Here is a 3,489-nt window from a genome sequence, read left to right as displayed (position 1 = left end):
GGGGCGCACGGGGCGCGGCCCCGTGGACCCGGCGGCCGTCCCTGCGGCAGACTGAGCGTATGGCCGACCACCGCCACCCGGCTCCCCTGCAGCTGCCCGCGCCCATCCAGCGGTTCGTCGATGCCACCAACCGTGGCGACCGCGAGGCCTTCGCCGACGCGTTCACCGACGACGCCTTCCTCAGCGACTGGGGCCGCGAGTTCCACGGCCGCGACGGGGTCCGCAGCTGGGACGGCACCGACAACATCGGAGTCAACGCGCACTTCGACGTGGTCGACGTCGCGCCGGGCTCCGACCCCGACAGCTACGTGGTGACGCTGACCGTGAGCGGCGACGGCTACAACGGGACGGGCCCGATGGTCTTCACCCTGCGCGGCGACCGCATCGCGAGCCTCCGGATCGGCTGAACCGTCGCGGCGCCGCTGCCCGAGGTTCCCGTTACCGCTCGCCCGCGTCGAGCGCGTCGAGTGCCGCCACGTCCTCCGCGGACAGCTCGAAGTCGACGTCCGCGTTCTCGGCGATGCGGCTCGGCGTGGTCGACTTCGGCAGCGGGAGGATGTCCTTCTGCAGCAGGTAGCGGATGCTCACCTGCGCGACCGACTTCCCGTACTTCTCCGCGATGGCCGCGATGTCGCCGTTGTCGAGCAGCCGCCCGGTCGCGAGCGGCGAGTAGCCCTCCACGAGGATGTCGTGCTCCCGGCACCACGCCGTCGTCTCGGGCTGCGTGTTGCCGACGAACCAGCGGATCTGGTTGGCGTGCGGCGTCACGTCGGTCGCCGCGGTCAGCGACTCGAGGTCGGCCGGCTCGAAGTTGCTGACGCCGATCGACCGCGCCCGGCCGGCCTCGTACAGCTCCTCGAAGACCTTCCAGACCTCGATGTTGCCGGCGCGGTGGTCGCTGCCCTGTGCGCTCCACGGCCAGGGCGCGTGGATGAGGTACAGGTCGATCGGCCCGAGGTCCAGCAGGGCTGTGGAGCGCTCGAACGCGTGCCGTGCGCCCTCCGCATCCTTCACCTCCGCCGGGCACTTCGTCGTGATGAAGAGCTCCTCGCGCGGGATGCCGCTGTCGCGCACCGCGCGCCCGACGCTCTGCTCGTTGCCGTAGGCGCGCGCGGTGTCGATGTGCCGGTAGCCGACGTCGAGCGCGGCGCGGACCGAGTCGTACGTCTCGGGGCCGTCCGGGATCTGCCACGTGCCGAACCCGATCTTCGGGATGGTCACGCCGTTGGAGAGGGTGAAGGTGTCGGTGAGCACGGGCATGGGGAGGCTCCTTCCGGGGTGGTCGGGTGGTGTGGCGGTCATGGTAGACCTGGACCCATGTCATTTCAGGCCTACCTGGACACCATCGAGGACAAGACCGGCAGGACGCCGCGCGAGCTGCTCACCGAGGCGGAGGCGAAGGGGTTCGGTCCCGACACCAAGGCCGGCGACATCCTCGCCTGGCTCTCGGACGACTACGGCCTCGGTCGTGGGCACGGCATGGCGATGGTGCACGTGATCAAGAAGGGCGCCACGATCGACGCGAAGTTCGTCGGCGCCGACAGCGTCCACCGCGACGAGTCGGACATTCTGTGGCTCGACGGCAAGGCGACCAAGCCGTCGGCCTGATCGGACCAGGTCTGATCGGACCAGGCCAGGGCCGGCCGGTCCGCCGGCCCACCCGATAGGGTCGCCTCATGCTGCAGAATCGCGAGGTCGCGGGGGCGACCGTGGGGGCGGGGCCGAGAGTGCGGGCGGCGACGTTCGGGCCGTGGGCGTATCTGAGTCTCGCCGTGCCGGTGGCGCTGGTGGCGATCTTCTTCGTGGGCGTGGCGTTCGGGCCGGAGGATCCGCTCGGCCTGAACTGGGCGTGGTGCGCGCTCGTCTTCATCCTCACGATCTCCGGCGTGAGCCGGTTCGCCGGCCGTCGTGCCGGCGACGCGGAGCGAGCGTGGCGGGCCGGGCCGCGCACGCCCGCCTACCGCGTCCAGCAGTTCGCGCCGGCGGTGGTCTGCGTGCTGATCCTGGCCGGGTTCGTCGCCTTCGTGGCGCACCTGCCGGTGCTCGCCGACGTGGCCGTCACCCTGGCGGTCGGCGTCACAGCCGGGATCGCTCCGCTGTACTTCCAGCGGCCTCCCGCGCAGCAGACTCCCGCGCAGCGACCTCCCGCAGCCGCGGCGCCGGACGACCAGACCGCATGAGGCGCGTCGTCACCGCCGCGACGCTCGCGCTGGCGCTCGCCGTCGCGCTCGCGGGCTGCGCCGGCCTGCTCGGACCGAAGACCGGCGACGACATCGCCAAGGACGCCGCGCGCGCCGCCGCCGAGCGCATCGGCGCGCAGATCGACGACTCCCGCCCCCGCAACGTGCTCGCCTCGGACCTGGCCTACCGGTACTCAGTGCCGGCCGGGTCGTCGTGGCAGCGCGATGTGGACACCGATGCCGAGCTCACGGCGGAGGCGATCGCGTGGGAGGGGATGACCCGCGACCGCGACGGCGCCCGTTTCGTGCTGCGGATCAGCGCCCACGTCCCGTCTCGCAGCGCGCGGATCGGTCATCCGGGCTGGGAGGAGGGCGACTGGTCGGGGTGCTTCGCCTTCCGGGTGTTCGCGTTCTTCGAGTGGAGGGACACCTCGGTCGACGGGGTCTCCTGCCCGGCCGATCCGGCCTCCCCTCCGCCGTCGCCGCTGCCGCCGCCCGCCCTGCCCGACGACGCGCACGACCGCCTGGCCGCGGTGCTGACGGCGGCAACCGAGGCGAGCCTCGCCGACGACCTCGAGGCCGCCTTCCCGGCCGGCTCGGCGCGCAAAGACCCGGTGACCGGCGCGCACCTGATCCGCGACAGCGGCGCCGAGGGCCCTGTGCTCGCCGCGGCCGTCGGCATCTCCGGCACGAAGGACTGCATGCTCGGCACCCGCGCCGCCGACGGCACCGTCCGCGTCGGCTCGGCCCGCCCGATCACGCTGGAGGCGGGGGAGGCCGGCTGCACCATTCAGAACGCGCTGCACCCGGTGTCGACGCACTGAGGGGGAGGGACGGACGGCGGGCGCCCGCGAGGGGCGTCGGGGTCAGCCCTGCGGCGGCCCGTCGACCACCGTCGGCACCGCCTCGTACAGCACCAGCCGCCCGTCCAGCACCCGGATGGAGGGCGACTCCATCACGACGTCCGGCCAGCCGTCGTACAGACGGTCGGCGCCGGTCGCCCCGTTGACGACCGGGAACACGACCACGCGGCAGCGGTCGACGAGGCCGGCCCGCAGCAGGGAGCGGCAGAGACCGGGGCTCCCGATCGTCCGCAGGTCGACCTGCCCGCGCTTGAGCTCGCGCACCGCCTCCACCGCGTCATCGGCCACGACCGTCGTGTTGGCCCACTCCGGCGGCTCCCTCAGCGAGCGCGAGAAGACGATCTTGGGCCGCGCGGTGAGCGCAGACATGTCTTCGGCGCCGGTCCGGGCGAAGTCCGCGAACAGCCGGTAGGTGCGGGCGCCGAAGCTGTCTCTTATACACATCT

At 72.7% G+C, this 3,489-nt stretch carries 6 protein-coding genes; 4 read left to right on the top strand and 2 right to left on the bottom strand.

Annotation, left to right across the window (positions count from 1 at the left end; all coding sequences use genetic code 11):
- The first annotated feature begins 59 nt into the window (after positions 1 to 59).
- Entirely contained in the window at positions 60 to 407 is a 348-nt protein-coding gene (locus ACR9ZG_RS18480; RefSeq protein WP_481286307.1) for a nuclear transport factor 2 family protein, read from the top strand.
- Positions 408 to 438: 31 nt separating this feature from the next.
- Here ACR9ZG_RS18480 and ACR9ZG_RS18475 read toward each other — a convergent pair whose 3' ends face one another.
- Positions 439 to 1,260: an aldo/keto reductase gene (locus ACR9ZG_RS18475; protein ID WP_481286306.1), complete on the bottom strand. Its 822-nt coding sequence runs from the start codon at positions 1,258 to 1,260 to the stop codon at positions 439 to 441.
- A 57-nt stretch (positions 1,261 to 1,317) separates the two neighbouring features.
- On the opposite strand from ACR9ZG_RS18475, the gene ACR9ZG_RS18470 reads away from it, so the two are divergent.
- The 3 genes from ACR9ZG_RS18470 (at position 1,318) to ACR9ZG_RS18460 (ending at position 3,004) form a co-directional block, all read left to right on the top strand.
- Positions 1,318 to 1,608 (top strand): DUF4287 domain-containing protein, encoded by a 291-nt coding sequence (locus tag ACR9ZG_RS18470; protein ID WP_481286305.1) that lies wholly within the window; start codon positions 1,318 to 1,320, stop codon positions 1,606 to 1,608.
- A 68-nt stretch (positions 1,609 to 1,676) separates the two neighbouring features.
- Positions 1,677 to 2,180, top strand: coding sequence for a hypothetical protein (locus ACR9ZG_RS18465; RefSeq protein ID WP_481286304.1), 504 nt, complete (start codon positions 1,677 to 1,679; stop codon positions 2,178 to 2,180).
- On the top strand, positions 2,177 to 3,004 hold the full coding sequence (locus tag ACR9ZG_RS18460; RefSeq protein WP_481286303.1) for a hypothetical protein: 828 nt from the start codon (positions 2,177 to 2,179) through the stop codon (positions 3,002 to 3,004). Before ACR9ZG_RS18465 ends, ACR9ZG_RS18460 begins: the two co-directional genes overlap by 4 nt.
- 42 nt (positions 3,005 to 3,046) lie before the next feature.
- On the opposite strand, the gene ACR9ZG_RS18455 is transcribed toward ACR9ZG_RS18460, so the two are convergent.
- Positions 3,047 to 3,489: dihydrofolate reductase family protein (locus ACR9ZG_RS18455; protein WP_481286302.1), on the bottom strand; the 443-nt coding region annotated here is incomplete at its 5' end.

Source organism: Leifsonia sp. KNZ12-8B (assembly GCF_056755495.1).
The sequence above is the reverse complement of the archived record's forward strand: the minus strand, read 5'-3'. Positions and strand labels throughout refer to the sequence as shown.